Annotated in this window: 28 protein-coding genes; 12 read left to right on the top strand and 16 right to left on the bottom strand. The window is 46.0% G+C overall.

The features are described from left to right. The first annotated feature begins 391 nt into the window (after positions 1-391). The 4 genes from pgl to NG833_RS06605 all read left to right on the top strand — a co-directional run bounded on the left by pgl (position 392) and on the right by NG833_RS06605 (position 4,351). On the top strand, positions 392-1,114 hold the full coding sequence (gene pgl, locus NG833_RS06620; RefSeq protein ID WP_254564516.1) for a 6-phosphogluconolactonase: 723 nt from the start codon (positions 392-394) through the stop codon (positions 1,112-1,114). Between the two features lie 166 nt (positions 1,115-1,280). Beyond that, on the top strand, positions 1,281-2,108 hold the full coding sequence (locus NG833_RS06615; RefSeq protein ID WP_254564515.1) for an FHA domain-containing protein: 828 nt from the start codon (positions 1,281-1,283) through the stop codon (positions 2,106-2,108). A 553-nt stretch (positions 2,109-2,661) separates the two neighbouring features. Next, positions 2,662-3,123, top strand: coding sequence for an FHA domain-containing protein (locus NG833_RS06610; protein ID WP_254564514.1), 462 nt, complete (start codon positions 2,662-2,664; stop codon positions 3,121-3,123). 292 nt (positions 3,124-3,415) lie between these two features. Then, positions 3,416-4,351, top strand: a complete 936-nt coding sequence (locus tag NG833_RS06605; RefSeq protein WP_254564513.1) for a PRC-barrel domain-containing protein — start codon at positions 3,416-3,418, stop codon at positions 4,349-4,351. Positions 4,352-4,454: 103 nt separating this feature from the next. On the opposite strand, the gene NG833_RS06600 is transcribed toward NG833_RS06605, so the two are convergent. The 3 genes from NG833_RS06600 to bchB form a co-directional block, all read right to left on the bottom strand. Then, positions 4,455-4,781 carry a DUF4351 domain-containing protein gene (locus NG833_RS06600; RefSeq protein ID WP_254564512.1) on the bottom strand — a complete coding sequence of 109 codons (327 nt, stop codon included), beginning with the start codon at positions 4,779-4,781 and terminating at the stop codon, positions 4,455-4,457. A gap of 54 nt (positions 4,782-4,835) precedes the next feature. Continuing rightward, on the bottom strand, positions 4,836-5,822 hold the full coding sequence (locus tag NG833_RS06595; RefSeq protein ID WP_254564511.1) for a DUF4351 domain-containing protein: 987 nt from the start codon (positions 5,820-5,822) through the stop codon (positions 4,836-4,838). 193 nt (positions 5,823-6,015) lie between these two features. Next, complete coding sequence (gene bchB, locus NG833_RS06590; RefSeq protein ID WP_254564510.1) at positions 6,016-7,542, bottom strand: ferredoxin:protochlorophyllide reductase (ATP-dependent) subunit B; 1,527 nt, start codon at positions 7,540-7,542, stop codon at positions 6,016-6,018. Between the two features lie 765 nt (positions 7,543-8,307). Between bchB and NG833_RS06585 the strand changes: the two genes are divergently transcribed. Next, complete coding sequence (locus NG833_RS06585) at positions 8,308-8,553, top strand: UPF0175 family protein (RefSeq protein ID WP_015150896.1); 246 nt, start codon at positions 8,308-8,310, stop codon at positions 8,551-8,553. A 330-nt stretch (positions 8,554-8,883) separates the two neighbouring features. Here NG833_RS06585 and NG833_RS06580 read toward each other — a convergent pair whose 3' ends face one another. Then, positions 8,884-9,114, bottom strand: coding sequence for a hypothetical protein (locus NG833_RS06580; RefSeq protein WP_254564509.1), 231 nt, complete (start codon positions 9,112-9,114; stop codon positions 8,884-8,886). A 96-nt stretch (positions 9,115-9,210) separates the two neighbouring features. After that, entirely contained in the window at positions 9,211-9,699 is a 489-nt protein-coding gene (locus NG833_RS06575) for a helix-turn-helix domain-containing protein (protein ID WP_254564508.1), read from the bottom strand. 324 nt (positions 9,700-10,023) lie between these two features. On the opposite strand from NG833_RS06575, the gene NG833_RS06570 reads away from it, so the two are divergent. Genes NG833_RS06570 through NG833_RS06560 form a run of 3 tightly spaced genes read left to right on the top strand, consistent with a single transcriptional unit; the run spans position 10,024 to position 13,150 of the window. Beyond that, positions 10,024-10,686 carry a VWA domain-containing protein gene (locus NG833_RS06570; protein WP_254564507.1) on the top strand — a complete coding sequence of 221 codons (663 nt, stop codon included), beginning with the start codon at positions 10,024-10,026 and terminating at the stop codon, positions 10,684-10,686. A gap of 17 nt (positions 10,687-10,703) precedes the next feature. Continuing rightward, positions 10,704-11,852, top strand: coding sequence for a PP2C family serine/threonine-protein phosphatase (locus NG833_RS06565; protein ID WP_254564506.1), 1,149 nt, complete (start codon positions 10,704-10,706; stop codon positions 11,850-11,852). A gap of 2 nt (positions 11,853-11,854) precedes the next feature. Then, complete coding sequence (locus NG833_RS06560) at positions 11,855-13,150, top strand: helix-hairpin-helix domain-containing protein (RefSeq protein WP_254564505.1); 1,296 nt, start codon at positions 11,855-11,857, stop codon at positions 13,148-13,150. A 14-nt stretch (positions 13,151-13,164) separates the two neighbouring features. On the opposite strand, the gene NG833_RS06555 is transcribed toward NG833_RS06560, so the two are convergent. The 5 genes from NG833_RS06555 to NG833_RS06535 form a co-directional block, all read right to left on the bottom strand. After that, positions 13,165-13,515 carry a DUF86 domain-containing protein gene (locus NG833_RS06555; protein WP_254564504.1) on the bottom strand — a complete coding sequence of 117 codons (351 nt, stop codon included), beginning with the start codon at positions 13,513-13,515 and terminating at the stop codon, positions 13,165-13,167. After that, a complete protein-coding gene (locus NG833_RS06550) occupies positions 13,502-13,843 on the bottom strand; it encodes a nucleotidyltransferase family protein (protein WP_254564503.1) in 342 nt (113 codons plus the stop codon). The genes NG833_RS06555 and NG833_RS06550 overlap by 14 nt, the downstream gene beginning before the upstream one ends. Positions 13,844-13,875: 32 nt before the next feature. Beyond that, positions 13,876-14,076, bottom strand: coding sequence for a hypothetical protein (locus tag NG833_RS06545; protein WP_254564502.1), 201 nt, complete (start codon positions 14,074-14,076; stop codon positions 13,876-13,878). Between the two features lie 132 nt (positions 14,077-14,208). Continuing rightward, positions 14,209-14,943: a ribonuclease PH gene (gene rph, locus NG833_RS06540; protein ID WP_254564501.1), complete on the bottom strand. Its 735-nt coding sequence runs from the start codon at positions 14,941-14,943 to the stop codon at positions 14,209-14,211. 2 nt (positions 14,944-14,945) lie between these two features. Continuing rightward, on the bottom strand, positions 14,946-15,533 hold the full coding sequence (locus NG833_RS06535) for an adenylate kinase (protein ID WP_254564500.1): 588 nt from the start codon (positions 15,531-15,533) through the stop codon (positions 14,946-14,948). 264 nt (positions 15,534-15,797) lie between these two features. Here NG833_RS06535 and NG833_RS06530 point away from each other — a divergent pair, with 264 nt between their 5' ends. Next, positions 15,798-16,334 (top strand): P-loop NTPase family protein, encoded by a 537-nt coding sequence (locus NG833_RS06530; protein WP_254564499.1) that lies wholly within the window; start codon positions 15,798-15,800, stop codon positions 16,332-16,334. 99 nt (positions 16,335-16,433) lie between these two features. Here the strand turns inward: NG833_RS06530 and NG833_RS06525 are convergent, their stop codons facing one another. Together NG833_RS06525 and NG833_RS06520 are read right to left on the bottom strand one after the other, a co-directional pair. Further along, positions 16,434-16,976, bottom strand: a complete 543-nt coding sequence (locus tag NG833_RS06525; protein WP_254564498.1) for a dCMP deaminase family protein — start codon at positions 16,974-16,976, stop codon at positions 16,434-16,436. An 84-nt stretch (positions 16,977-17,060) separates the two neighbouring features. Continuing rightward, entirely contained in the window at positions 17,061-17,354 is a 294-nt protein-coding gene (locus NG833_RS06520; RefSeq protein WP_254564497.1) for a DUF2442 domain-containing protein, read from the bottom strand. A gap of 43 nt (positions 17,355-17,397) precedes the next feature. On the opposite strand from NG833_RS06520, the gene dut reads away from it, so the two are divergent. Next, a complete protein-coding gene (gene dut / locus NG833_RS06515; protein ID WP_254564496.1) occupies positions 17,398-17,829 on the top strand; it encodes a dUTP diphosphatase in 432 nt (143 codons plus the stop codon). Positions 17,830-17,862: 33 nt separating this feature from the next. Here dut and thyX read toward each other — a convergent pair whose 3' ends face one another. From thyX to NG833_RS06500, 3 genes are all read right to left on the bottom strand, one after another. Continuing rightward, a complete protein-coding gene (gene thyX, locus NG833_RS06510; RefSeq protein ID WP_254564495.1) occupies positions 17,863-19,257 on the bottom strand; it encodes an FAD-dependent thymidylate synthase in 1,395 nt (464 codons plus the stop codon). 132 nt (positions 19,258-19,389) lie between these two features. After that, positions 19,390-21,051, bottom strand: coding sequence for a thymidylate synthase (locus NG833_RS06505; protein WP_254564494.1), 1,662 nt, complete (start codon positions 21,049-21,051; stop codon positions 19,390-19,392). A gap of 319 nt (positions 21,052-21,370) precedes the next feature. After that, positions 21,371-22,210, bottom strand: coding sequence for an Npun_R2479 family HD domain-containing metalloprotein (locus tag NG833_RS06500; protein WP_254564517.1), 840 nt, complete (start codon positions 22,208-22,210; stop codon positions 21,371-21,373). Between the two features lie 220 nt (positions 22,211-22,430). Here NG833_RS06500 and NG833_RS06495 point away from each other — a divergent pair, with 220 nt between their 5' ends. Beyond that, positions 22,431-22,913 (top strand): TrkA family potassium uptake protein, encoded by a 483-nt coding sequence (locus NG833_RS06495; RefSeq protein WP_254564493.1) that lies wholly within the window; start codon positions 22,431-22,433, stop codon positions 22,911-22,913. A gap of 9 nt (positions 22,914-22,922) precedes the next feature. Then, the gene (locus tag NG833_RS06490; RefSeq protein WP_254564492.1) at positions 22,923-24,437 is read left to right on the top strand and encodes a TrkH family potassium uptake protein; all 1,515 of its coding nucleotides are present in this window, start codon (positions 22,923-22,925) and stop codon (positions 24,435-24,437) included. 42 nt (positions 24,438-24,479) lie between these two features. Here the strand turns inward: NG833_RS06490 and NG833_RS06485 are convergent, their stop codons facing one another. Beyond that, entirely contained in the window at positions 24,480-25,085 is a 606-nt protein-coding gene (locus NG833_RS06485; protein ID WP_254564491.1) for a hypothetical protein, read from the bottom strand. Positions 25,086-25,355 lie beyond the last annotated feature (270 nt).

Genomic DNA, 25,355 nt, shown 5'->3' with positions numbered 1-25,355 from the left:
ATGCTTGCGCCCTCCGTCGGGCGCAAGCATTGCGCCCCTACATTGACGGGGCTACTCTGTTGATCTACGAACGAAGGTTTTGGAGATTTTATTTTTTGGAGTTCCCTAACGACTGAAGTCGAGATAGGGTCTACCACCTGCTGAGTTGGGAACAGGAGTTTAAGCCTGATATTGGGGCGTTACTTGGCTGATGCCAAGTAACGCGGCAACGACTGAAGTCGGGACGTTGAACAAAAGAGGATAACACCTGAAGTCGAAATGTTGAACATCTCCCCCAACTCCCCCATCACCCAAGGACAAATGACAAATGACCAATGACCAATGACCCCTCATCCCCTCTTGACCAGATTGCCTAAAATAGGGTGGAAAACCCTCATTTTAATCCAACCGGATGAATCATCACGTCGAAATCTTAGCCGATAAAACTGCCCTAGTTGAGCGATCGCTGGAACTGGTGCGGGACAAAATTGACCAAGCGATTCAACAGGGCGATCGCTGTACCATCGCCCTGGCAGGTGGCAGCACCCCCAAACCCTTGTATGAATCCCTCGCTACCCTGAACCTTCCCTGGGAAAAAATTCACATCTTTTGGGGGGACGAACGCTATGTCCCCCCAACGGACCCCGATAGCAATCAGCTCATGGCACGTCAAGCATGGCTCGATCGCGTGAACTTTCCCAACGCCAACATTCACCCGATTCCCACCCAGGGAGAAGATCCGGCTAGTGATGCCCAGCGCCATGAGGCCCATTTGCAAGAATTCTTTGCCATTTCTCCGGGAGAGTTCCCCAATTTTGATATCATTTTGCTGGGAATCGGGGATGACGCTCATACGGCCTCCCTGTTTCCCCATACCGAAGCCTTACAAGTGCGCGATCGCCTCGTCACCGTAGGCAATAAAGACGGACAGCCCCGCATCACCTTTACCGTTCCCCTAATTAACCACGCCCACAATGTCTTTTTTCTGGTGGCAGGTGCCTCCAAACAACAGGCCCTCGAACAAATTTTCGCCCCCGAAGCTGACCCTCTAACTTACCCGGCGAGGCTGATTCAGCCTTTAGGCAAGTTATGGTGGCTATTAGATGGACCGGCAGGACGGGAGTTAACCGTCTAAACGGTCTATCCTTTATGGCACGGCGGCCTGATCAGACCAGAGGTCCGATGGACTTTCGCTGTCAACCGCTCGTTGCTATTCTCTCCTGAAGCGATTGAACCGCCGCAATAGCAGCAGTTTAAACCCGTCTTTTCTCCGATCGTATCGCAGCGAGAACTTAACGAAGATGATAGTTTGCCCGAATTGCAACCACCAAAATCCCGATGGAGCCATCCAATGTGAGGCTTGTTTGACTCCTTTGCCTGCCACCATGAACTGTCCCTCCTGTGGCGCAACGGTCCAAACTGACGCCGCCTTCTGTGGTCAGTGTGGCTATAATCTCCAGGTCAATTCTGCGGAGGAAAGCTCTGCCGTAGAAGTCCCAGAAGCTTTGCCCACCGTGGTTTCAACGGGGTCTGGTTCCTCTACGGGTTCAATGCCAGACTTGGACCCCCCGGAACCCCTGGTGTCTCCAGACCCCCTAGCCGGATTTTCCGCCTCGGAACCGGAAGCGCAGACTCCTCCCCCGGTTGCACCCACTCCACTACCGACTCCGGACCCCACTCCGTTACCGACTCCGGTTGCTACTCCGGACCCCACTCCGACACCCACTCCGACACCCACTCCGGCACCGACTCCCGTTGCCACGCCGGTTGCATCCAGTTCGGCAACTCAACTTCAGGCGATGCCACAGGCACGACTGTTTCACGTTCAAACCAATACCCCGGTGGAATTACCCGCGACTCTCTCGGTGGTTCACATTGGCAAACCCAATGATCTGGTTCCCCCGGATGTGGATGTGTCGGGATTTCCCCATTCTGAGGTGGTTTCTCGCATTCATGCGGATATCCGTGTGGAGGGAACTAATTTCTTTCTGGAGGATGTGGGCAGTTCTAATGGGACTTATGTGAATAATCTGCCGTTACCGAAAGGAAATCGCCAGCTTTTGCGTGCGGGCGATCGCATTGCTTTGGGTAAGGGAGATATGGTCACCTTTATTTTCCAACTGTCGTAGGGTCTATAAAATCGGCCCTGGATTCGCTCCCGATTCAATCCGGGGGAGAACAAACCGGGTGTCTGCCCTTTCTGGGGTGCTATAACAGTCCTTGCCTATCGTTGAGTGACGGACCTACAGTTCAAACTCTCATCTGTACATTTGATCCAGATGCTGGAGGTTTCACATCTGGCTCACAGGTACAGGTTACAAATCATTTAGGATGGCTATAAGGACCAGAGATTTTGTGACAAAACCTGGTTTCTAACCTTTGCTGTAACCCCGGACTAGGAATTGACCCCCTTTTTCCCACTTGACAAACTCACCGCCAACTTTTTCTAAGTCTGGCGGGGGGTTTTGTTAGCCGGCCCCATTCCCCCTGGATTTCTATTCCAGTTTAGATGAAACCCCTTGTCTTCTTGAGAAGGGAGATCATGAGAATTGAAAAAAGGCAGGGTGACAGGGGTATCTTTAAATAGGTCCTTTTTGTAACCCGGGAAATTTAAGGACCCTGTTGCGACTGTACCTTAAACCTTTGTTATCAAAGGTAGATCTACTGAATAGGGATGCTCCTGTGATTACATTAACTTTATTGCATCCGATTAAGTCCACGCCGATTCAGAGTTGGAAATTTGACAACGAATCTGTAATTCGGATTGGGCGGGCGACGGATAACAATGTCGTACTCTATAGTGCTGTGGTCTCTCGCCATCATGTAGAGTTGCGACGGGTCGGTCTCCAGTGGAAAATTATTAATCTCGGCACCAATGGGACTTATCTGAAGGGGTCTCCCATTACTCAAGTGACCGCAGAAGATGGGGTGATTTTTTCTTTGGCGCGATCGGGTCCGCAAATCCAAATTCATCTGTCCAAATATCAGTCTAAAATCTCATCGGACTTTCAACAATTGGAGTCGGCAATGCGTCTGCCAGAACCGGATTCGGATACGGTGACTGCGGAGGATATCACCAAACCTATCCCACTCCCCCAAACTTCGTTGGAATCTGAAGTGGCGAAAGAGGGCTATCCATCCTGAACAAGCGGCGGATCCCTGTAGGATTTTGCTAGGATCGGTTCATCAAGTATTAGACAGACTAGAGGGAACGAGCCATGAAACGGTGCGATCGCATTGAGCTACTTTACTCCCTTCTCTACCACTTACCCCGCCGGGTAAATCGCATGACTCCTAGGCATTGATTCTTGTAGCAAACTATCAAAATCCAAGGGTTTGTTGGCAAGGCATCCTAACTTTTAGCCCGGTGCACTCAGGCGTCTGAATGTCAATCATCCCCACAACGGATGAGTTTATCATTTATAGGACTTTTAACATGGCAATCGAACAACAGGTGATTCAGTATTCTCAGTTGATTAATCGTCGCGTCATCGATCGCGGAACAGCCGAAGAAGTAGGCCGCCTTGATGAACTCTGGCTCAATTCAAAATCTCATCACGTTGTCGGATTTTCCTGCAAGTCAGGCGGCGTTCTAGGATTAGGAGTGAAAAAACATTCCTTTAGTTGGGAGCAAATTTATAGTATTGGCGCGGATAGTAATAGTATTTTAGTCAACATTAATTCTGAGGTAGAAGAACCGGAAAAATCTCCGGAAATCAGTCCTCCGATTATCGGTCATGAGGTGTTGACTGATGGCGGAAATACCGCAGGTGAATTGCGCGATTATATCATTGCCACTCAGACTGGGGCCGTGGTCGGTTATCTTTATAAATCGAGCGGTTGGCGCGGTGCAGTAGAAGGCACTTATCTGCTCTCCCCAGAAGATATTGCTAGTATAGGGAGTAAGCGAATTATTGCCATTGATAAAGCGGTTCAAGAGCCTCAACCCTACACCGATGGCATGAATCAAAAATTGAATAAAGTCGGCGAACTGCTGAAAGAAGACTATAGTCAAACAATGGGTGATTTGCGCGGGTTAATTAAGGGCGCGCAAAATATCTCTGAGCAAGCAAAAAGTAAAGTGCAAGAAGTCGCCGGACAAGCGCGAGAAGGTACGGTATCTTTTGCTGAACAAGCGCGAGAAGGTACGGTATCTTTTGCTGAACAAGCGCGAGAAAAAGCTCAGGAAGTGGCGAATCAAACCCGCGATCGCGTTGCCGAAATGAAAGGAGAATCAACCGCGACTCCAGTCGTGCCCGAATCAGAAGTCGCGCCAGAACCTGAAGTGGTCCCCGAACCTCAAGGTGTCATTGAATATGAGGTGATTTCTGAGACTCCACCTGAAGCGGAAAAATCTGAAAATCAGGCATAACCTGTTGAGTTTAAATTCGGTTTTCCAGTTTTAAAAGGTAGGGACACGGCACTGCCGTGTCCTAAACTGCATGGATAGTGACATGGGATGTAGATTTCCCTGTTTATTCAACTGATGTTTTCACCGAGGTTAGAAAAACTTGGAATTCCGCGAGGGACGGGGTGGCGATCGCCTCCCGAAATAGCAGATTGAGGATATCCATCTCTTCAATCCCGTTAACTGCTTCTAGGACTTCCGGTGGTAATTCCCCAAACCGGATTTGCAAAACTTTCAGCAGATTTTGAACCATTCCCTCTAGACGTCCCTCTTGACGTCCCTGCTCACGCGCTTCTTCTTGGATCAGTTCTTCCATTGGACTAAGAAACGGCATTTGTCTTTCCTCCCGATCGCCAATGTTGTCCCAGAAACCGACTGGGTTTATCAAAATCATCCTCTTAAATCCGGAACCCAAAGGAAAAATCCGTTTTTTCCCTTGGGTCCGTTGCTACTCGGCGGATGTTCTCACCGAGGTTAGAAAAACTTGGAATTCCGCGAGGGACGGGATGGCGATCGCCTGCCGCAATAGCGGATTGAGGATATCCATCTCTTCAATCCCATTAACCGCTTCTAGGACTTCCGGTGGTAATTCCCCAAACCGGATTTGCAAAATTTGCAGCAGACTTTCCACCATTCCCTCTTGACGCCCCTGCTCCCGCGCTTCTTCTTGGATCAGTTCTTCCATTGGACTAAGAAACGGCATTTGTCTTTCCTCCCGATAGCGAATCACTTGAGTTCTTATTTGCTGTTCCAGTTCCTTCGGTAGACTCATCATCCGGTCCACAAACCGAAAGAGATTTACCATCTGTTCTCTAGTATAACCCTTTTCAAACAGGGAGCGAATCAGCGTCCACTTCCACTGTTGGCGTTCGGTCATCTTCCCGTTAGTCGCTTGGGTTTTTAAATGCGCCCTCACCATCAGCGCAAACGGGTTTTCTTCCGATTCTAACGCTTCCCACCGACTCTCATAGTCCAACAGTTTCACCGTAGGAAATTCCATCCGGAGTCGATACCCATCCAAACTATAGGAATATTCCGTAGGACGCCAGGATGGATTATCATCCCCTAAAATAGCCCAGCTAACGACGGGTTTGTTGTATTTGTCAAAAGCGCGATAGTTGTACCGATAGACTCGTTGATTAAACTCCGGATCCATTTGACTCTGCACTTCCACATGAATCAGAATCCATAAAATCTGTTGATTGATGAGTTTCACTTCAAACAATTTATCGGGAAATTGAGTCCCCACATCGGAATCCCGCACCAGTTCCATCAGTTCTTTTTCCAGAGAACGATAGGGCACAGTCCAGTCTATCTGCTCATGTAGTTCGGGGAAAAAGAAGGATAAAAACTGTTCAAAATAGAGAGAAAGGGCTTCTTTCCAGGGTTTATCATAATCTGCTGGAACTGAAGGGTAAATTTGGGGTTCACTCAAAATTGTTTTTCCTCCAATTTATCTAAACTCGGTTTTATTTCCTTAGCCTGCGTAGGCAGGCTTTGTCCGTATAGCCCCACCCTTAAGGGTGCGGGGTTCTAAGGACGATCGCCTCTCGTTCTGTTAGGCGATCGCACCCTTCTAAATTTGCTTTAATTTGCGCCAGGTGGGTCACCCCACCCAACCCTCAAATCTACGCACCTACCGATTCTTTCGCCGCATACATCACTTCCAAAGAAATCTGGCTAAACCCACGTTCCCGGGCAAATTTCTCCGTATTCCGCTTCACTTTACCGCGCACAAAACCGGGAACCTTGTTCAATTCTCCTTGTGCTTCCTTGGTCCAGTTTAAATCAGAATCCGCAGAAATGGTTTTCTGAATCACCTCTTTCGTGTCATGTCCACCAAAGATTTCCAGCAGGTGGTCTTCCATTCCCAAAGTAAACGAGTTGTAAACCAAATCCGTGACTTGATTGGTCCCTTCATACCCCAGGAACGGTTTATATCCAATCGGGAAGTTTTGGATGTGAATTGGTGCGGCAATCACGCCACAAGGAATATTTAAACGTTTGCCAACGTGACGCTCCATTTGTGTACCAAAGATTGCCGAGGGTTCAATGCGGGCGATCGCATCTCCGATTTCCCCATTATCTTCACTAATCAGCACCTCATCACAATATTCGCTCACCTGTTCCCGGAACCAGTCGGCATCATATTTGCAGTAAGTCCCGGCCAAAACCACATGAATTCCCATTTCCCGCGCCAGCACCTTCGTCATCGCTGCGGCATGGGTATTATCCCCAAACACCACCGCCTTTTTACCCGTCAAATTCTGGCAGTCAATCGAGCGAGAAAACCAGGCTGCTTGGGAAACAAACATGGTTTGATGATTGATAAACTCTTCATAATCCACATTCGCCCCTTGCTCATTAATCACCTGCTGAATCTTACGAATACAGCGGGCTGTTTCCACCACACCCATCGGCGTGATATCTACATAAGGCATTCCAAATTCTTCGGCGAGATAATGGGCGCTCATCAACCCAATTTCCCGATAAGGAACCAGATTAAACCAGGCCCGAGGCAGGTTTTTCAAGTCATTAACGGAAGCACCTTCGGGGATAATGGCATTAATTTCGATGCCCAAATCTGCCATTAACTTCTTCAGTTCGATGCAATCATGCTGATTGTGGAAACCCAGAGTCGTCATGCCGATGATATTCACCGAAGGTTTTTCCGTTTTGCCTTCCGCAATTTCACCTTTTTTGCGACCTTTGGCGATATAGAATTGCAGGATTTGGAGGAGGGTTTTGTCTGCTGCTTGGAGTTCATTCACCCGGTAGTGGTTGACATCTGCCAGCATGACATCGCCTTTGGACTCCATCTGGGCCCGATCTACAAAGTTTTGTAAATCTTCTTGGAGAATGCTGGAGGTGCAGGTGGGGGTGAGCACAATCAAGTCTGGGGTTTCTTCTTGGTCCTTGCGAACGATATTATCGATGACTTTTTCTTGGGAACCCCGAGCGAGAACGTTGCGATCGACGATGCTCGTCGTTACTGGGGTATAATTCCGCTCCCGCTCCAGCATAGACCGCATCACGTTAAAATAGTCATCCCCAAGGGGCGCGTGCATGATGGCATGGACATTTTTGAAGGAACTAGCAACGCGGAGGGTGCCAATGTGGGCGGGACCTGCATACATCCAGTAAGCCAATTTCATTTGAGTGTTCTCCCTTGTTCGGTTTAAATACAGCGTTTTGAGCGACTGCGATAAGCTGTTGTTGATTATCTCAAAATTCCAGGGGTTCTGAGAGGTGACTTTTTTAAGTACAAATCCCTAGGAACCGTCGAAAGACCCTAGGCGACTGCGATCCAGGTTAATATTAAAACAATATTTTTGTTGTTTTTGTAAAAAATATTAATATTTTGATAACTTCCGTAATTTTGGGCGGGGTTGGAGATTTTGAGGAGGGGGGAGAGGAAGAACCATAGATTACAACCACAGATTACACAGATTTTCACAGAATAGAATCCGTGAAAATCTGTGTAATCTGTGGTTCTTCTTCAAGTCTCTAAAAATTGGTATAATCTGTGGTAGCGGAATATTTTATCAATCTACTTGCAAATTATATTGACGACGTTGTTCATCAGCAAACTCATCAAACGAACGAAAACGTCCGGCTTCAAAATCATCTAACCCCCTTTGAATACCTGCGATCGCTTCTGCGGTGTCTTCTGCCTCACACTCTAAGACCCCCGCGAGGAGTTCAGCCGCAACTAAGGCAACATCACGCCCTTGTTCGCTCTTTCGCGAAGTCGAGCTTCTACCTCTGGGGCCAAGTTAACAACGATTGACATAGATTTGGTTTCCCATGAATCAAGTCTGTGCCTGTTATTCTAGCATGGAAATCCGAACTGATTTAAACTGATGTGAAACCGGGCTGATTTCATGGCTTATAATAGTAACCTTGCGAGGAGTAGAGCGATGAGTATTGTTATTCCCAATGAACTGCTGACAGCAACCCGCATGACGGAAGCAGAAATGAAACAAGAAATCGCCGTCATGCTTTTTCAAAAAGAGAAACTCACCCTAGGTCAAGCAAGCCGATTTGCAGCCATGAATCGCATCGCCTTTCAGCATCTACTTGCAAGTCGTCAAATCCCCGTTCATTATGATGTGGAGGACTTTGAGGAAGATATTAAAAATCTGCGGGAGAGGGGTAGACTCTGATTATTGTCAGTGACACCTCTCCTATCAATAAATTGGCGGCCATTGACCAATTCGATTGTATTCTCTATAGCCTTTTTAATAGAGCATCATACTCGGCATGGGAACCAATCCAGAACCAATATATTTCGTTGTTTTCTAGCAATCCTAATGCACGATAGTTTAGACCAATACGCACTGAGTAAATAGGTGGCTGTTGATTCACTCGCTTGAACTGAAGGCTAGGGTGGTAGGCATCTGAACGCCAGAGTGTGTAGGCGTTCCTCGCCTGTTCTCGAATTGACTGGGGAAGTTGATTTAAGTGTTTGCGAAAACCTTTCGTAATCTTCGACTTCATTGTTCGGATGAGAAAACATCATCGATTGAGTCAATATTACCCGCAGCAATATCTTGACGGACCATTTCAGCTAAAGCATTCCACTGCCGCTCAGTCGTAGCTTCAAAGCGAGATTTCCACTCCCGCTCATCTTCAAGTTCAGCCAGGAGACGGGAGGCGATCGCATTCTGCTCTTCTTCTGTCAGTTTCTCTATCTCTGCAACAACATACCGAAGTAATTCAGTCATCTGTAGCCACCTAAATAGTAATCAGTTTCGATTTTCACTAACTTGGAGAGAATCTATTGATGAATTTCTCCCGTATTTTTAGGTTCTCCTCTCTATCTAGTTATCATTTTTTCGATTCAAATTAAAGTTTTGAATGGTAAGCTCTGAAGGGAGGGGCATTTTTATTTGTAGGAATACGTCAATTTTTATTTCATTATTTTCACAAATAATGTTAGTGATGTGGACGCCACCGTTCTCAGAGGCATTTGTACTCTCAGCTATTTGAGGCCGCGATAAGCTTTTATATCCAGCTTCCTCCAACCATTCGGTGACATTTCTCCAATTGTCTATCTTTTCGCTCTCCCGACCCACCAGACTTTTGACATATTTATATAGGGTTGCACATAAGTCAGTTTCCACTCCCCTGGAGTTCTTGCCTAGCTTTTCCGCAATTTCACAAGGGCTAAAGCCACAAAGCAAGCCCCGCAGGTGCAGCTTTTCCATAGGAGTCAGGCGCTTACCCTTTGCTGAAGCCAGATCCGTATAGAGAGTGTCTAAGTCCCAGTGGTTCTCCGCTTCTACAAATTGTTCATCTGTTACTGCCATCACTAGGCCCCTCCTTATAATTCCTAACAAAATCCTAGCATGAATCCTGACGTTTGTCAGTTGAAAACTAACTTTTGTTAGAGTATAGTGAGGAAAAGAGGAACACTATAGTAGTGTTAAGCTCGACAAAATAGAGTGGGGCCACCTTTGTTGTTCCTTAGATTATTTGACATAAAGACATCTTAAATAGAACAATTTATCCTGCACTCTTTTTTTATTGAATACCTTTGGAACCACCCTAGTAATTGTCTTGAGATAAAAAAACTACTGTAATTTCGTTATATGAATACTGTTCAGTAGTCAAATTACATTGAGGACATCCAGATGCCTGTAGGAAAACCAGAGTTTGTTGACAACCAAGAGCCTCGGTGCCCAGTGATTCTATTGCTCGATACATCAGGTTCTATGGTTGGGCAACCCATTCAGCAATTAAATGCCGGAATTGCTACTTTTAAGCAAGAATTAGAAACCGATGGTATGGCTAAACTCCGAGTAGAAATCGCTATTATAACGTTCGGTTCTAATGTGGTAATGTTTCAAGATTTTACTACAATTGACAACTTCATTCCATCAAATCTTACAACAAATGGAATGACTTCGATGGGAGAAGCAATTAATTATGGTTTAGATGTTTTAGAAGATCGCAAGCAAACCTATAGAGATAATGGAATTCAATTCTATCGTCCTTGGGTTTTTCTGGTGACAGATGGAGTGCCGACTGATCATTGGCAAAACGCAGCACAGCGCGTTAGAGACGGGGATCAACAAAAAAAACACTTGTTTTTTGTGGTGGGGGTACAGGGAGCAGACATGAATATTTTAAGTCAAATTGCGCCTCAAAACCGTCCACCCTTAATCCTCAATGGCCTCGATTTCAAATCCATGTTCCAATGGCTAAGTGCTTCTGTAACACAAGTATCCCACAGTAAACCAGGAGGACAACAAACAACACTTCCTCCGATGGGATGGGGTCAAGTTAGTATTTAAACTCTTAAGGATGTTTTATGACCTGGAAAGCTATAGCAGACTCTGCAATAGGAACAAGTCACCAACGACAACAATTAGTCTGTCAAGATGCCGGAGATTATGTAGTCGTTGGCAACATCCTTATTGGCGCGGTAGCCGATGGGGCTGGTAGCGCAAAATATTCTGACATTGGCTCTAAATTAGCAGTCAAATCGGTAATAGCTTATTTAAAAGCATGGGTTATATGGCGAAAAAAACAGTTTAAACTTAGAAGTTTAAAATCACCTATATCTGAGCAAGAAGCTGAAAAGGTTTTTATTAAAACCTTAAGCAAGGTTTTATCGGAGCTTAATGAAGAAACGAAAAATGGTTATGCTTTAAAAGACTTTGCTTGTACTTTATTAGTGGTTCTGGCTACTCCTCAATGGATAGCTGCTATGCAAATTGGTGATGGATTTATTGTAATCAGACCAGAAGAATCAGAAACTTATCAACTATTGTTCCAGCCTGATAAAGGAGAATACGCTAACGAGACTACATTTGTGACCTCTAACGATGTTTACAATAAAATGCGGTTTCGTATAATATCAGGGAAGCAAAAATTCATTTCAGTTTCAACTGATGGTTTAGAAAGATTGGCAATTGACATGAAAGACTCAAACAATTTCATGGCATCTCATAAATTTTTTAAACCGTTTGAAGAAGGGATTACAACCAGAACTCAACAAGAGGAAACTGAGTCTTTGCAAAATTGGTTAACTTCTCCCGAAGTCAATGCTAAGACAGATGATGACAAAACTTTACTGGTTTGCCTGTTTGAACCGGCTATTTCTCCCAGTCCTATATTTCATAATAAAACTTTTTACATAGATTTCTACATCCAAATTTTTCTTGCTAGTGTAACAGCAGGATTTATTTGGAACTTCCAATATCATTATTCAGAATGGATTCTTGGGGATTTTACAGCAGCTAGGTTTATCTGGACTATTATCATATTACTGTCCATGTATTACAATTGGAATTTTTTTAAAATCATCACTTCAACTAATACTTCTGGTAAATCTAAAAACAACAAATATCATATTATATTCCAACTAATAGTTTGGTTTTTTGGTGCATTTATAGGTGCTTTTATTTTATATTTTATGTGGATTTATTTTTTGCATCCCCAGTTTTCAATTAAATAACCATGATTAACTACCATGATAGTAAAGGTAAATCTGTTACTCTAATAACACTTCTTGCAAAGAGTGGAGAGGGAGAAATTTGGACAACTAACCGTAAAGGATTGCTCGCAAAAATTTACCATTCTCCCAATTCAATTCGTCAAAAAAAGGTTGAGGTGATGATTGCAAATCCCCCGAAAGATCCAACCAAAAGTCAAAATCATATTTCTATTGTTTGGCCAAAGGATTTACTGAAAACCAGGGGAGGTTCTTTTGCAGGCTTTTTAATGCCTCACATTATAAATTCTAAAGAGCTTTTATATATTTACAACCCAAAGCATCGCAAGAAACAAGCTCCTCGCATTAACTGGTATGGGTTACATATTATTGCTAAAAATGTGGCATCAATTCTTCAGGAACTTCATGCAAAAAACTATATTATTGGAGATATGAAATCCCAAAATATCCTGGTCAATGATCGAGGCCAGGTTTCTGTTATTGATACAGATTCTTTTCAAATTACTGATGCTCAAGGAAAGGTCTATAGGTGTTCGGTCGGTTCCGAAGGATTTACTCCACCTGAATTGATTGCCAAAGAGCTATCTACAATGACTCAAAATCGATTTCATGATCGATTTAGATTAGCAGTCATGATTCACTATTTGCTTTTTGGATATCATCCTTTTATGGGCCGGTGGATAGGGCTTGGAGACCCTCCTGGTTTAGATGAATCTATTAGTAAAGGATATTGGCCTTATGGTTTAAATAGTAATTTTACCCCGAGTCAAAATACGATTCCGCTTCATGTAGTTCATCCAGAAATAAAAAAATGCTTCCTCAAATGCTTTAATGAGGGTCACACTTCTCCAAGTTCTCGACCCTCGCCAAAAGATTGGGTTAATGCTTTAGAACAAGGGATTTTTGAGTTAGAGGCTTGTAAGAAAGTAGGTAATCATTCTTACAGTCTAACTTATGGTCGTTGCTATTGGTGTGAACGTGCTAATCATTTGGGAACGGATATCTTCCCAAGTGTTACGAATCCCATTAAACCTCCTAAATCTAACCAAAAAATTTCATCCCTGCTACGGAGACTACCACCACTGCCACGGTTACAGCAGCTCCCACAATTACCACTGCTACAAAGACTCCCACCACTGCCACCACTCCCACAACAACTGTATTTAAAAGTAACGTGGAAATCAGGACTCGTAGTAACCCTCTTGATTTTAATTATAGGATGGCAACTGAATGTGCTTGGATTGAAAAACAATATTTGCACAGAATGGGGTAATAATTTACCCGAAAAAATTTGTCGATAGGTATTGTTAATAGCTCAAGTTTCTCCTGAATCCTGAATTTGCACTAGAGGCCCGATCGCATTCAGCACTTGTGGAATATTTCGTTGAATCACCTGCCAGACAATATCCAGATCCAAGCGATCGTATTGATGGGCGATAATATCTCTCATTCCTGCCATATCATCCCAAGGTACTTCTGGATGCTGTGTTCTAAACTCGCGGGATAACCGTTTTGTGGCTTCTCCAATAATTGCAATCTGATAGAGAATCGCTGACTGTCTCATCAGATCCCCCTCCAATTGTTCTCGATTCAGTCCTCGGGCAAATTCTAACGCCAATTCCCCCGCTTTCAGAATATCCAAAAGTGATGCACTATCCCGCGACATAAATCATCTGTGCTGTTTCTAAAATTTCTTGCTGACGAATCCAATTATGACTTTGCTCGATCGCCTTTTTGGTGATTAAATCAACCGGACGCTTTAGCCAAGTTTCCAGTTCTCGTTTCATCCGCACCAGTTCTAGCAATCCCCAACCCGCATTAGGCTGAAATTTTACCATCACATCAATATCACTATCGGGCCGAAAATCCTCCCGCAAAACTGACCCAAATAAGTAAAATTCCTCAACCTTCCATCGCTGACAAAATTCAGTCATTTTGGCGGGAGGCAGTTCGATAGGGAGTTCTCGATTTAACGGCAATTTCTGTATAGCCATATTCCATTAAATTATGATGCTTGATTGCCCATTTACTCTCGTAGACGTTCAGAAATTTTAATCAACAACCGCAAGGCTTCATTCACCGATTCCTGGGTTGGGAATGCACGCGCTACATCTGGATCTAGCAGAACTAAATTCGTTCCTTTTTGATAGCGCTCAACATATTTGCCCCGGACCCCTCCACTTAATTGAGAAAAGTCATATTCATCAGACAATTCATCCTTAGTCATGAGAGTCAATTAATCCGTTGATAGTCAAGGATAGATAATTTTATACCAAATCCTCCGTTCAAAAGTCGTTGTACTATTTAGCCCGCGCAGGCGGGCTTTGTCCGTATAGCCCCACCCTTTAGGGTGCGGGTTTTAATACCCGTTATTAACCCCGTAAATGGCCTGTTTTTGTGCGGCGACTAATTCCTGAATTCCGGATTCAGCCATATCTAAAATGCGATTGAGTTCGGTGCGATTAAAACTGCCTGCTTCGGCAGTTCCTTGTAATTCAAGAATATCCAAACCATCGCTCATCACCACATTAAAATCAATATCTGCCGCCACATCTTCTGGGTAGTTGAGGTCCAGATAGGGTTCACCTTCAAATAACCCCACGGAAACAGCGGCGACTTGGCGACAAATGGGCGATTGTTCTAACTCTCCGGTTTGCACCAGTTTCTCGATCGCCAAGGCTAGGGCCACAAATCCGCCGGTAATCGACGTGGTTCGGGTTCCGGCATCGGCTTGGAGGACATCGGCATCAATCAGAATTGTCCGTTCTCCCAGTGCTTTTAAATCCAGTGCAGCGCGTAAACTGCGCCCGATGAGGCGTTGAATCTCTTGGGTACGTCCCGATAGTTTCATGAATTCTCGGGATTGCCGTTGGGGGGTGGCACCGGGAAGCATTCGATATTCTGCGGTTAACCAGCCACTGCCTTGATTGGCGAGGAATCGAGGGACTCCCGGTTCGATGGTGACGGTACAGAGGACCTGGGTATCGCCACAACGGGTCAGGACGGAACTGTTCGCAAAGCGGGTAAAGTCTTTTTCAAACCGAATCGGACGCAGTTGTGCCGGGGATCGGCCATCAGGACGCTGCCAAATCATGATTAGGATTGCGTTTTGTTAGGGTTGACCGTTTTCCAGATTTCTTCATGGATTTCTGCTGAGGGCCGATCGCCATCGAGGGTGAGGAGGCGATTGCCATAGTTGTAGTAGTCCAAGATGGGAGTCGTCCGTTCTTGGAATAACTGGATCCGACGACGCAAAAATTCCGGTTCGTCATCGGGACGCCCTCTTTCCGGTTTCGCCTGCGATCGCTCTAGGGACCGGCGCATTAACTCCGCGTCGGATACGTTCAGCCAAATCGCCCAATCTAGGGTTTGCTGCAAGGATTCCAGTAAAAAATCCAATTCTTCCGCTTGGAACGAGGTGCGGGGATAACCATCGAGTAACCAGCCGTTTTGCGTATAGGGTTGGGTTAACTGTTCGCGAATAAATTCAATCATGATGGGGTCCGGGACCAGTTCCCCGCGTTCTGCATAAGGTTGCGCCTGCCTGCCTAATTCAGTTTGAGCGGCGATCGCCTTAAACAGGATTTCCCCGGTTGAAATGCAAGGAATATTCAGGCGACTGCATAGCTGACTCGCCTGGGTCCCCTTTCCTGCTCCTGGCCCTCCCAGAATTACCAATCTCACTACAAAAACTCCTCATGTTGGCCCAAAATAGACTCTACCACTGTTCCCCTTCCCAGGGAACAAATCTTAATCTCTCCGTAATTTTGCCCAAAGTTCTCACGCCTCGGTCATTTCGCAGGATTTTGTACATTTAGTGTCTTTTCGTGGCATAATCTGGTTACACTACACTACATATTGACTCGACTGGATGGCCCGAATTCACTTCCTGGCCCTTGAGTCGGTCTACCCTTTACGGTTTCTTAACCCATCGGAAATATTGCCACAATGATTGCACAGCTTGAAAGTCCCACTCTCGATAACCCTTGTCGTCCACCCTACCAAGTGGAAGGGTTGCTGCAAGTCTTTACCAGCAGCCACCGCAACTTTTTTACCAGTGTTATGGCCCAGGCCCTGAGAATTTCCGGCCAGGGGACCCCGGTCCTGGTGGTCCAGTTTCTTAAGGGAGGAATTGGTCAGGGTCCCGAGGCCCCGGTTCAACTGGGAGAACATTTAGATTGGGTTCGTTGTGACCTGCCTCGCTGCATTGATACACCGGAGTTAGATGAAATTGAGGCCGGTTCTCTGCGGAAATTATGGGACTACACCCAACAGGTGGTAAGTGAAGGAAAATATTCGCTTGTGGTTCTGGATGAGTTGAGTTTAGCTATTAGTTTTGGCCTGATTCCAGAAGCAGAGGTTTTGGAATTTTTAGCCAAACGTCCGAGTCACGTTGATATTATTTTAACGGGACCGAATATGCCTGAACCGATTTTAGAATTAGCGGACCAAATCACTGAAATTCGCCGCAGTCATCGTCCGTAGAAGTCGCAAAACGGGACAAGAAACCGGGTTTCTAACCTAGATTTGGGAAAGGTTGCATAAAGTTGGGAAAGAAACCCGGTTTCTAATCGCTTAATTCTTTTAGCTCAGGGATGGGGTGGCTACGGAGGTTGGGTTCATCAGAAAGGTCGCGGCTTTTTGGGCGATCGCCTCGGAAATATGAATTTGCTTGAGGGTAACTAAGCCATCCTGAATAAAAGAATCTCGCACTAACAGGCTGTTTCCACTGTTAAATCCGGTCTCGAAAAACACTTCATGAATTCCGGCAGAAATAATTAATTTTAAGCAAGATAAACAAGGTTCCAGGGTGACATAAATGCTGGACCCTTCGGTGGAAATTCCATGTTTAGCCGCTTGGGCGATCGCATTCGCTTCCGCATGAACCGCCCGAGAAGGCAAAGACTTACTTTCTGCACAGCTACTCAATCCAGGATAACAGTAACCCTGAGCCGTACAATGGGCCGTACCCGATGGGGAACCATTGTAACCTGTTGCCACAACCTGCTTATTTTTCACAATCACTGCACCCACGGGAAAAGCAAGGCAAGTTGACCGCATCGCCGCCAATTTTGCCAACATGATAAAATATTCATCCCATGTTGGTCTAAGTTCTTCCAGTTCCATTAATTTCTAGTTACCCAATCGTTTCTATTTATGGTAACATTTCATGGAAGAAAAGACTAATAAATTAGGGTCAAAATCATCGGTTTATAGGGCTTTAGAGACGCGGAAAGATGAAGCAATAAACGGGTTATCATCAGGATGAGCTTGAAACCATAAGGCATCAGCACCAAAGTCTAGTTCTCCCGGCCATTCAATAAATCGACCGTCTTTTGAACGTTTGACTTGCGAGAAGAATGCCGGATCGGATAATCGTGAAAACACTCCACCGCGCTCAATAACTGGGGAAAAGTCAATCACAATAACTGTTCCGTTCCTGTAGAGGAGGCGGAGGTGATAATTGGCTTCTGGGGTGACAGTTTGAATGAAATAAGGCATCATAGTTTAATTGTACTGAGTTAGAAAGTCACTGAAACCGCCCAAGATGAAACTAAAAATTTATCCCTTACATCCGGATGCGATTATTCCAACTTACGCCCATGATAACGATTCAGCAATGGATTTATCTGCGAATGAGGAGGTGACGCTACATCCGGGGGAACGGAAGTTAATTGGAACCGGAATTGCGATTGAACTGCCGCCATTGACGGAAGCACAAATTAGGCCGAGAAGTGGGTTGGCCTATAAACAGGGAATTACGGTTTTGAATACACCGGGGACCATTGATGAAGGGTATCGGGGAGAAATTAAGGTGATTTTAATCAATCATGGACAAGAAGTCTTTCAGGTTCTCAAAGGGATGAGAATTGCTCAAATGGCAATTACTCCAGTTTTAAGACCTGAAATTGAAGTAGCAACTACGGAAATTTTGGCAACGGCTAGAGGTGCAAATGGGTTTGGATCGACGGGGGTATAGAGAGAGGGTTTCTCTCTCTATACCGTTTGTAAGTTAGGGAGATAAACGGCCTTTTTTGAGACGATATTTCTCATACCATTCTGCGATGGCGGGGACCCATTCTTGAAAATGGGGCCAAATCAAATCACAGAGTTTTTGGCATTCGAGTTGGGCGTCGGGTTTGGCGCGCAAGTCGAGTAAATGCATAAGACTTCGCGCATTGAAGGAGACAACCCAGTGTTGGCGGACATCAAAGGGAATAATGCCTCGGGCGTGTTCTTCTGATGTCCCTTCTTCAATCAGAACCTGATAGCGTTTGGCAGCATCTAAACACCAAGCTAAATCGCGATCGCGTTGTTGTTGGGTATATTCATAGCGTTTTCCCTGGCGATCGGTATAATAGCCAACGGGACGTAAATAAAACACATCTTCAATGTCTCGAATGCCTTTTGCAGCATCAACAATCCGGTTTCCCGTGTAGCGATTAGAGTTATGAACCACCATCCCATTGGCTACGAAATTATGCCAAGGCCCTTCTACTTCTAGGTCGTAGGTCATTTCCAATCCCAGGAATTGAACGCTTTTTACCTTGATGGGATGCGCCTGTAGTAAATTGTTAGAATAATGCGAATTATCAGCAATTTCTAGGGGAGAAAACCCTTTATAAATGTGCTGTTCAAGCCCCTCTGTGTTTCTCTCAAGTCGATCGCTGAGCACAGAGATGCCATTACACATCACGTCACAAGATTTAGTGAGTTCAAGGACCTTACCCTCTTCATTGGTTACTAAACCAACCGCTTCCCCCATTCTCTGCCATCCTTCGGCAGTAAATAAGCGGTGATTGGTTGTACAATCCAGGGTTTTGCCATCATCTAAGGTTACGCGATAAACGGGTTGAATTCCTTTTGCAATAACATCTTTAATGTGTCCAATCTCAAAAAAACCAGTAGTTTCGTTAAGAACCCTCAAGCGCATTTTTTTGAGTCGCGTTTTGCAATCGCGCCGATATTCGCCTGGAAGTTCTCCGTTTCTGCCTCGTTTTAATCGTTTGCGAATCGCTTTTTCTCCGTTAGCCCAAAAATCGTAAAGTTCAGCAATTTTTATTTTGCGTAAACTTCCACCCGCCTGTAAAAAAGTAACCTCGGTGTCTCCAGCCAGACATTGCACGTCAAATGAAATTCCCACCCTGTGAGTCCTAATTTGCTGCATGACGCTATGGGGAAAAAAGCCGCAATTGAACACAATTCCCACGTGTTCAATGGGTCCATAATGACCCCGTTCTCCAGCTAAAAGACGCTTGACAATGAGTTCACCACATTTAGATTCGGATGGCCAAGAATCTTGGTCATCATACACAAACCCCTCGCTATAATCTTGGTGCATTGCTGCATAAATGACTTGCTGAGGATTGGGGGTTTTGGTAATTACTTCTACTCGAAATCGATCCATGATTTATCCCTAACTTCTGAATAACTTCGCCTGGGGGAATCTCCCGATCGCAGATTGGTTCTGGGTTGCCCTTCCCGGGTTCTTGGATTTGCCAAATTTTTTATCCTATCATGGATTGCTGGCTTATGATACTTACAAATTTGCGATCGCCTCGGCAAATTTCTGGAAATTCTCCGCTTCCTGTTGGGATGCCAGGACGAGATAGTGCAGGGAGACGATCGCCAAGTCTGCGGATAAGCTACATTTGCGCGGATCGCTGACTCTCCAATCCTGGTTGACAAAGATATCCTCTAATTCTTTATAGGCATCTCGAATCGCCTCAAAACAGCCTTGATAACTAGATATCTGCTGCCATTGTTCGGATGATTCATACCGTTGAGTCAGTAATTTAGAAGTCGGGTCGAATCCTTCGTTATGCCAATAGGTTTGTAAGTCTTCTGCTGCCGAATCCGGTTGAATGAACTCTTGAAACATTTCAGGATAATGTTCCGCCAGATAGGTTAAATATTTGGTGGAATAGACGGCTAAATCCGCAAATGTATCCAGTACAGATTCATCCGCAGTCGGTTTAACATTTTCGGTAAACATGGTTTCCAGTCGGTCATATTTACGGGAAATTCCGGCAAAGACGCCGAGGGCTTCTCCGTGTTTTTTCCAGCTATTTTTATAAACTAGGGTTTTCTTGTAATGGAGTGTGCTTAATAACTCAAAGATGCTAGAGAAAGAGTAGGAGTGAGTCGGTTCTGTTCTTTGCCAGAGATAGTCGAAATAGTCTTTTTCCTGGGGTTGTAAGGGAATGACTTCGCGGTTGTTCCAGATTCGGGCAAAATAATCGACGGCGGCGATTTTGAAGTCGTTAGGGGGTAGTTTGGCGATTAAGGCTGCAATTTGTTCGGGTTTGTCTCCCTGGAGATGGCGATTGTAAATATAAAGTAATTCTAAGCTGTTTCTAATGAAGTCATCCTTGATAGAAATGAGTTCGTTGGTTAATTGAAAGGACTCTTGGCGCATTTTATCTTCCAACTCAAACCATCGGGAGAGGATGATATCAAATCCCTCCATTGGGGTGCTAAACTGAGGGGGTTTAAATCCAAATTCATACAAGGTTTTTGGTTTTTGGAAGTCTAACACCTTTTGCGCTAGGTCAGTGTAGGAGTTGCCTAAATGGACTTCACTGATAAAGTAGCAATATTCCCCCACTTGGGTCCCTGTCCAGTAGGCAACTGCTTCCTGAAATACGCTTAAACCAAAGGGATTAATCCCCGAAGTCCCGGAAAAAATATCATGAGACTGAATGCAAACATTGAGATGCAGTTTGCCATTTCTAATTAAAAATTGTATCCAATTTTGACAGGATGTTCCTACAGTGGCGGGGTTTTTGAATTGAGGGGTGGATAAATTAATCACCGCATCCCGGCTACTGGAATCAGCGTTGAGAAGGCGGGCGACTTCTCGAAGGGTTCGGCTGAGATGCCAAGTTTTTCCACTGGAATCGGTCGCGTTACCTGGCAGGTTTTTATCCTCGAAAAAATCAAGGGATTGGGGTAAATAATGATAGAGGAATCTTAAATCGGTCCGTCCCGACATTTCCCAAAAGGTAGCGGCAATTTGAGCGAATAGATTAGAGTTGAGATGGGGAATCATATCAACTCGTTCTCGGGGAGAGGTGATTTTAATGAAGCGCGATCGTCCGGCTTTGAGTTCGGCACCTCGGACGGAAATGGTTTCTTTGGATTCTAATAAGGCTTTGAGTTCAGCGTAAAACGCATGAGTGGTATTTCTAAACATTGTCATAAACCTTCCCCTGGATAATTTGAAAGACGAGAGAGTTGAGACGACAAAAAACAGGGACATAACGATTGTTCCCGGTTCAGTGTATGGCAAATTGGGCTGTTGATTGTTGGCAGATTAGAGGTTCACATTGCTGGCAAAATAGGAAAAAAGGGAGGTTGGTTGAGCAATAACAATTAACATCGAAAGATTAGGACAATAGAGCTTAGACCGATCGCGATGTTCAATATATCATGAAATGGACACAATTCCAAGCCATTGAACCGGAGGGTGAGAACCCGGTTTGGGTTAGCCGCAGACGAGGCGATCGCCTCTCAATCCCTTATTCTGACTTAGGGGGTTCATGTTCAACGACAAACACATTGGCATAAAGATTTGCAATAATTTGTTTTCCTTGTTGAGTCAACTCCAGACAAGTCAATCCATCTTTAATATATTGATGAACCACTCCCCAATAAAATTTAGGATAATTCTTTCTCAAGTCACCGGTATTTCGATAGCCGACCTTTTGATTAAATCCGGTTTCCTCAAACTCATAAAATAGCGCAGAAATCTTCTTGAGATAACGGGGATCACTGAGTTGACCAATCAGATCGGCAGCGCGAACTAAACCGGGATAGTGAACCGTATCTTGGTGATCCGCCTCTGCGGGAACCGGAAACCGAGTCAGTTCTATGTTGAGTTTAATTTCTTCAGAATTGATTAACTTATGGCCGCCAAAGCGTTCTTCAATAAACAGTTTCCCGCGATCGACATGATAGGGCGTCAAACTGGCATCAGTGCAGCCCGGATCGAGGGAAATCATTGTACCATCGATGCCCGTGGCATACAAGCCCTCACTATCGTCTTGGCAGACTCCTTTCACATAGCCAATATCATGGCATAACAAAGAAATAGTGAAATGCAGCCAATCTTCACAAGAAACCCCGCCTTCGCGGATGTGTTTCCCTCGGAGAATTTCCTGCCCGACGAGGGTAACTAAAATGGTATGTTCGACATTATGATAGAGGGCGTCACTGTTGGCAATGTTCTCTAACGCCATGCCTCCAGCCCAGGCAATAATGTCGGCATAGTCGGGCTTCAATCCGCCATACATTCGGTAATAGCCTTGGCGGAGTTTTTCAACAAAGTCGGAAATTAATATCTGTGTAATGCTGTACATATCATGTGGTTTCGCCATCAAGGCAGACTATAGGGTGGGAGTGGGAAAAGTTTCCCCGGGTTCCCTGGGTTCGATCGCCCTTAGTGTTCTGTGGACCTTCTCTGTTGCTGTTAGAGTGTACCTCACTCTCCAGGGTCAGGGGGAGTTGGGACGACCACCCAACCTCTGACTTTAGTGAAATGTCAATCGCCCTTGTCTTTACCCATAATATTAATGTTAAATGTCCTTCCGGGCCACCCATATTTTTGAACCGGAAGGGGCCTTACCCGAGATTCAGAAAGGAGCGATCGCCATTAATCGGATGTATTTTATTATCGTGGGTGCGGGGCCGGAAGGCTCTAGTTTAGCGGAATTAGCCCTCAATGACGGGCACAAGGTAGCCGTCATTGAAGCATCGGAGGAACGCGCCCGCAAGATTGTGGAAAAATATAATGTGGAAGTCTTTCATGGAGATATTGCGGGCGGGGGGATGTTAGAAGAGGCCCAAGCGGACAAAGCGGATGTGTTGGTGGCGACAACTGGGGATGATTCTGTCAACCTGATGACAATGTTTCTGGGGAAAGACCGTGGAATTAAGACCCTGATTAGTCGGGTTAACCAATCTTGTCATCAAGGACTGTTTGAAAAACTGGGAGTGCAGGTGTTGGTGAACCCCGAGGTGATTATCGCCCAACATCTCTATGGCATGGTTAAGGAACCATAACACAAGAGATTGATTAAGCTACGACCCTATACGAAAACAATTTTGCGGGATGTGGGATTAATGCTGCATATCCCTGGAGGGATGGCATTGGTGTCCCTGTGGGTTTGCGTTGCCTTTCAGGAGTTTTATGCGATCGCCGCATTTTTATTGACCAGCTTGGTGTCTTTTGGCATCGGTCAACTCCTCTATCGCAGCGTTCATCAGTATAGCGAGGAAGCGCACCTGCGTCATGCCATGATTACAGTCGCCCTGAGTTGGGGGTTAATTCCCTTAGTCGGTGCGATTCCCTTTTTAGTAATTGCCGCCACTCTCGCCCCTTCGCCAGACATCTCCGAGACTCTGACTCGGTTTCAAAATCCCTGGAATGCTATTTTTGAAGCCTTTTCCGGCTTTACCAGTACGGGATTGACAATGGCCCTCAACCCCCGGGAACTGCCCTACTCGTTGCAATGGTGGCGTTCCTTTATGGAATGGATTGGGGGAGTGGGAACCATCGTCTTGATGTTGTCCGTACTCGACCCCACCACTGAACCCTTTCAACTCTACAATGCGGAAGGACGCAGCAGGCGGATTGCCTTGACCGTCAGAGGAACGGTGCGTCGAATTTGGAAAATTTATCTGATCTACACCGGGGTTTGTATTGCGGTATTGGGGATATTGGGAATGCCTTGGTGGGAAGCGCTTAATCACGGATTGACCGTGATTTCCACGGGGGGTTTTGATGTGACGGGGGAGAGTATGAGGGCATATTCTCCAGTGATTCAACTGGCGATCGTGCCGATGATGATTGCCGGGGCAGTCGGTTTTGCGATTCACGATCGCCTCCTACGCCATCGCCAGTTTTCTGTCTTGTGGAACCAGGAAGAATACCGCACCCTCTGGCTATTGTTAGGCGGGGGAACGCTGATTTTGTTTTTAGAAAACTATTGGTTTCAGGGGTCCTTCCTGTGGATTGATAGCCTCTTTCAATGGGCCTCTGCCTTGACCACTTGTGGCTTTAATAGCGTAAAAGTGGAAACCTGGAGTGCCAGTGCCAAACTGTTATTAAGTGTCGCAATGGCGATCGGAGGGGCTGCGGGGTCCACCGTGGGCGGACTGAAAATCCAGCGGGTCCTCACCCTTTATAAAGGAGTCCTGTGGCACTTGCGCCGGATTTCTCTACGACCCCATCAACTCATGCGCTATCAGCTAGATGGTAAATCCTTTGGGCAACCGGAAGCCTATCGACGCATTGAGGGGGCGGCAGTTTTGGCCGTACTCTGGATCAGTTGGTTGGGGGTTGGGGTGATAGTTTTAAACCGTCTAGTTCCGGAGAAATACCAATTAAGCGATACGATTTTTGAAGCCGCTTCCGCACTCAGTGGGGTGGGTTTGTCTACGGGAATTTCTCATCCCGATTTGCACTGGGATGGGAAACTGGTGTTGATTTTGTTGATGTGGATGGGGCGACTGGAGATTATCCCAGTGATGTTGGTTTTACACTCCCTGGGTCGGAAGCTGAAGGCCCGCCTTTTTAAGGTTTAGGGTGAAACAATCAAACAGGGAAACATCGAGGCTGAGGCGATTTTAGGGTCGTTTCCCGGGTCGGGAAAAAGAAGCTTGCCCCTGGGCGATCGCCTCGTCAGAAAATCCCAGTTGATGTAACAAATGCTGCGCTTGCAGTGGACTCAAGGGGGAGATTTCCTGGAATTGGCCTACCGCAGTCAGCCATTGTTGAAACTCCATCAGACTGACGGGTTTGGAGGCGATCGCCTTCGGTCCTCCTGAACCCGGGGTCAAATCCGCCGGTTGCGTTTTCAACAGCGTAATCAACTCCCGCACCTGTGCGAGTTGTTCCGGGGTTAACCCCTCTAACTCCAGCCGGTCCCCTTCTCCTCCAGAGACTTCTGAATTTCCTTGTCCCGTCAGGCTTTTCCCCTTGGGGTGGCGAGTAGCAATTCCCGCAAGAAAGGCCCCCAAAATAGTCCCCGTCCATAATCCAGCAGTGCCTCCTTTGAACATTGCGGGGCTCTGTTGAACCCGGCACAAGGTATTTAACCACACATAATCGCTGGTATTGCACTGTTGAGCATGGGCCAACCACCGCATTTGTCCGCCCCAAAATGAACCCAAGGCACCGGATAATAGGGCGACTGCGGTGCAGACCAACATCCGTTTTTTTGATTTGTTCATAATTTATGAATTGGGGTGGCTTGAGGGTCAATTTCCGGTGGATGGGTGGGTGGCGATCGCCTGGGGGGGATTCGCCCACAGAATCCAGCGATCGGGGAAGGGACCGGAGGACCGGAGGACCGGAGGACCCCACCCTAACCCTCCCCTTGCCAAGGGGAGGGGACCGGAGGACCGGAGGACCGCAGGACCGGAGGACCGGAGGACCCCACCCTAACCATCCCCTTGCCAAGGGGAGGGGACCGGAGGACCGGAGGACCGGAGGACCGGAGG

Source organism: Oscillatoria sp. HE19RPO (genome assembly GCF_024220515.1).
Classification (GTDB): Bacteria; Cyanobacteriota; Cyanobacteriia; order Cyanobacteriales; family Laspinemataceae; genus Laspinema.
The sequence above is the reverse complement of the archived record's forward strand: the minus strand, read 5'-3'. Positions and strand labels throughout refer to the sequence as shown.

Excerpts from the sequence above, each read along its gene's own strand:
- pgl (WP_254564516.1), top strand. The coding sequence starts at position 392 with ATGAATCATCACGTCGAAATCTTAGCCGATAAAACTGCCCTAGTTGAG.
- NG833_RS06615 (WP_254564515.1), top strand. The coding sequence starts at position 1,281 with ATGATAGTTTGCCCGAATTGCAACCACCAAAATCCCGATGGAGCCATC.
- NG833_RS06605 (WP_254564513.1), top strand. The coding sequence starts at position 3,416 with ATGGCAATCGAACAACAGGTGATTCAGTATTCTCAGTTGATTAATCGT.
- NG833_RS06600 (WP_254564512.1), bottom strand. The coding sequence starts at position 4,781 with ATGATTTTGATAAACCCAGTCGGTTTCTGGGACAACATTGGCGATCGG.
- bchB (WP_254564510.1), bottom strand. The coding sequence starts at position 7,542 with ATGAAATTGGCTTACTGGATGTATGCAGGTCCCGCCCACATTGGCACC.
- NG833_RS06585 (WP_015150896.1), top strand. The coding sequence starts at position 8,308 with ATGAGTATTGTTATTCCCAATGAACTGCTGACAGCAACCCGCATGACG.
- NG833_RS06580 (WP_254564509.1), bottom strand. The coding sequence starts at position 9,114 with ATGACTGAATTACTTCGGTATGTTGTTGCAGAGATAGAGAAACTGACA.
- NG833_RS06575 (WP_254564508.1), bottom strand. The coding sequence starts at position 9,699 with ATGGCAGTAACAGATGAACAATTTGTAGAAGCGGAGAACCACTGGGAC.
- NG833_RS06570 (WP_254564507.1), top strand. The coding sequence starts at position 10,024 with ATGCCTGTAGGAAAACCAGAGTTTGTTGACAACCAAGAGCCTCGGTGC.
- NG833_RS06565 (WP_254564506.1), top strand. The coding sequence starts at position 10,704 with ATGACCTGGAAAGCTATAGCAGACTCTGCAATAGGAACAAGTCACCAA.
- NG833_RS06560 (WP_254564505.1), top strand. The coding sequence starts at position 11,855 with ATGATTAACTACCATGATAGTAAAGGTAAATCTGTTACTCTAATAACA.
- NG833_RS06555 (WP_254564504.1), bottom strand. The coding sequence starts at position 13,515 with ATGTCGCGGGATAGTGCATCACTTTTGGATATTCTGAAAGCGGGGGAA.
- NG833_RS06550 (WP_254564503.1), bottom strand. The coding sequence starts at position 13,843 with ATGGCTATACAGAAATTGCCGTTAAATCGAGAACTCCCTATCGAACTG.
- NG833_RS06545 (WP_254564502.1), bottom strand. The coding sequence starts at position 14,076 with ATGACTAAGGATGAATTGTCTGATGAATATGACTTTTCTCAATTAAGT.
- rph (WP_254564501.1), bottom strand. The coding sequence starts at position 14,943 with ATGATTTGGCAGCGTCCTGATGGCCGATCCCCGGCACAACTGCGTCCG.
- NG833_RS06530 (WP_254564499.1), top strand. The coding sequence starts at position 15,798 with ATGATTGCACAGCTTGAAAGTCCCACTCTCGATAACCCTTGTCGTCCA.
- NG833_RS06525 (WP_254564498.1), bottom strand. The coding sequence starts at position 16,976 with ATGGAACTGGAAGAACTTAGACCAACATGGGATGAATATTTTATCATG.
- NG833_RS06520 (WP_254564497.1), bottom strand. The coding sequence starts at position 17,354 with ATGATGCCTTATTTCATTCAAACTGTCACCCCAGAAGCCAATTATCAC.
- dut (WP_254564496.1), top strand. The coding sequence starts at position 17,398 with ATGAAACTAAAAATTTATCCCTTACATCCGGATGCGATTATTCCAACT.
- thyX (WP_254564495.1), bottom strand. The coding sequence starts at position 19,257 with ATGGATCGATTTCGAGTAGAAGTAATTACCAAAACCCCCAATCCTCAG.
- NG833_RS06505 (WP_254564494.1), bottom strand. The coding sequence starts at position 21,051 with ATGACAATGTTTAGAAATACCACTCATGCGTTTTACGCTGAACTCAAA.
- NG833_RS06500 (WP_254564517.1), bottom strand. The coding sequence starts at position 22,210 with ATGTACAGCATTACACAGATATTAATTTCCGACTTTGTTGAAAAACTC.
- NG833_RS06495 (WP_254564493.1), top strand. The coding sequence starts at position 22,431 with ATGTCCTTCCGGGCCACCCATATTTTTGAACCGGAAGGGGCCTTACCC.
- NG833_RS06485 (WP_254564491.1), bottom strand. The coding sequence starts at position 25,085 with ATGAACAAATCAAAAAAACGGATGTTGGTCTGCACCGCAGTCGCCCTA.